The 2,157-nt window shown below is 63.8% G+C and carries 1 protein-coding gene; it reads right to left on the bottom strand.

Translation table 11 applies throughout. The annotated features are described in order from the left end of the window. Positions 1 to 26: 26 nt before the first annotated feature. Positions 27 to 2,157 (bottom strand): glycogen debranching protein GlgX (gene glgX / locus ACFFAR_RS31475; protein WP_375509258.1); only part of this gene is annotated, 2,131 nt, incomplete at its 5' end.

The raw sequence follows: 2,157 nt of genomic DNA, 5'->3' as shown, positions 1-2,157 counted from the left end.
ACCGTCATTGAACCGTCTTCGAGCCGTTAATTTTCCTCCTTTGCGGGCGGCGCGTGCTCGGGCACGAGCACCTTCCAGGGTTCCGCTGTCCGTCGCGCTCCGATTGTGCCCGGGTCCGGCGGCAACGCCGTCAAGAGGCGCGGCCCCTCGTGTGCTCCCGCCATCCATACGGCCTGCCAGTCGGCGTCGCCGGTCGGCTGGGCGAGCAGGACCACCACGCTATGCGCCTGCACCTCCAGTTCCGTGCCAATCAACGGATACTGCAGCGCGTCGGGCACAGCGCTATCCATGAGCACATTCCATTCCAAGTGCGGTGCAGGCGCCGAGAAAGCCAGCGCCTGTGACGACGCGTTCATCATGATCAGCATCACATCGATCTTGCCGTCGAGCCCCGGGCCCGCGCGACGCAGCGTGAGCGCGCGGCCTTCCGGGTCCTGCCACGCGTCGGTGGTGAGCGCGGCGCCGCGCTCGTCGAACCAGCCGACGTCGTAGAGGCCCGGGAGGACCTCCTTGTCGCCCTTGAGGAAACGCATTTCCCTCAACAGCGGGTAGTTTTTTCGCAGCGCAATCACGCTCGCGATGAACTCCGTCATCGTGCGGCCGGCGGGGGTATCGGCGAGACGCCAGTCCATCCACGAAATCTCGTTGTCCTGGCAATATGCGTTGTTGTTGCCGTGCTGTGAGCGGCCAAATTCGTCGCCGCCGAGGAGCATCGGCGTGCCGAGCGAAAGCAGGTTGGTTGCGACCAGCGCGCGCGCGACGCGTGCGCGTGTTTCGAGGATCTCGGGGTCGTCGGTCGGACCTTCCACGCCCCAGTTCGTGCTGCAGTTCTCGTTATGGCCGTCGTTGTTGCCTTCCTTGTTCATCTCGTTGTGCTTCTGGTCGTAGGCCGCGACGTCGGCGAGCGTGAAGCCGTCGTGCGAGGCGACGAAATTGACCGATGCCCACGGTTTCCTGCGCCGGCGGGAAAACAGCTCCGCCGATCCCGTCAGCCGCGCCGCGAGGTCGGGCCGCACGCCGGCGTCGCCGCGCCAGAAACGGCGCACGCCATCGCGGAATTTATCGTTCCATTCGGCAAAGCCGGGCGGATGGTTGCCGACCTGATAACCATCGGGCCCGATATCCCACGGCTCCGAGATCATCTTGCGCGTATTGAGGATCGGATCCTGGCGGATGGCATCGAAGAAGCCGGAACCCGGATCGAAACCGTGGCCTTCGCGGCCAAGGGTCACGCCGAGATCGAAACGAAAGCCATCGATGTTGAACGCCGTCGCCCAGTAGCGCAGCGAGTCCATCACCATTTGCAGCACGCGCGGGTGTGATAGATTGACCGTGTTGCCGCAACCGGTATCGTTGATGTAATGGCGTTCGTCGCCGGGCATCAGGCGGTAGTAGCTGGCGTTATCGAGGCCGCGCCACGACATGGTCGGCCCGAGCTCGTTGCCCTCGCACGTGTGGTTGTAGACCACGTCCAGGAACACTTCGATGCCCGCTGCGTGCAACCGGCGCACGGCAATGCGCATTTCGTTCAGGCGGTTGGTCGAGAGGTACGACGGTTCGGGGGCGAAGAAACACGCGGTGTTATAGCCCCAGTAATTCTTCAGGCCACGTTCGACGAGAAAACGGTCGTTGAGAAACGCGTGCACGGGCAGGAATTCGACGGCGGTGATTCCGAGCTTTTGCAAATGTTCGATAAACCAGGGCGACGACAGCGCCGCGAACGAGCCGCGTTCGTGCTGGCGGATATCGGGGCGAAGCATCGACGTGCCGCGCACGTGCGTTTCGTAGATGACCGTTTCGCCCCAGGGGATGTCCGGGCGTGTGTCGCGGGACCAGTCGAAGGCGTCATCGGTGACGACGCATTTCGGCATGGCGGGGGCGGAGTCGCGCCGATCCATTGAAAGGTCCAGGCGGTTCGAGTGCACGCGATAACCGAAGAGAGCGTCGGACCATCGCCATTGGCCGACGAGTTTCTTGGCGTAGGGGTCGAGCAGGAGTTTGTGCGGATTGAACCGGTGGCCGTATTGCGGCTGGTAGGCGCCGTGGGCGCGGAAACCGTAGACCGTGCCGGGGTGGGCGCCGGGGAGGTAGCCGTGCCAGATTTCATCGGTGCATTCGGGAAGCTCGAAGCGGGTTAGCTCTTTGCGGCCGGTTGTG

It is taken from the genome of uncultured Caballeronia sp. (assembly GCF_964243625.1).
GTDB lineage: Bacteria > Pseudomonadota > Gammaproteobacteria > Burkholderiales > Burkholderiaceae > Caballeronia.
This window is presented reverse-complemented; position numbering and strand designations above follow the sequence as displayed.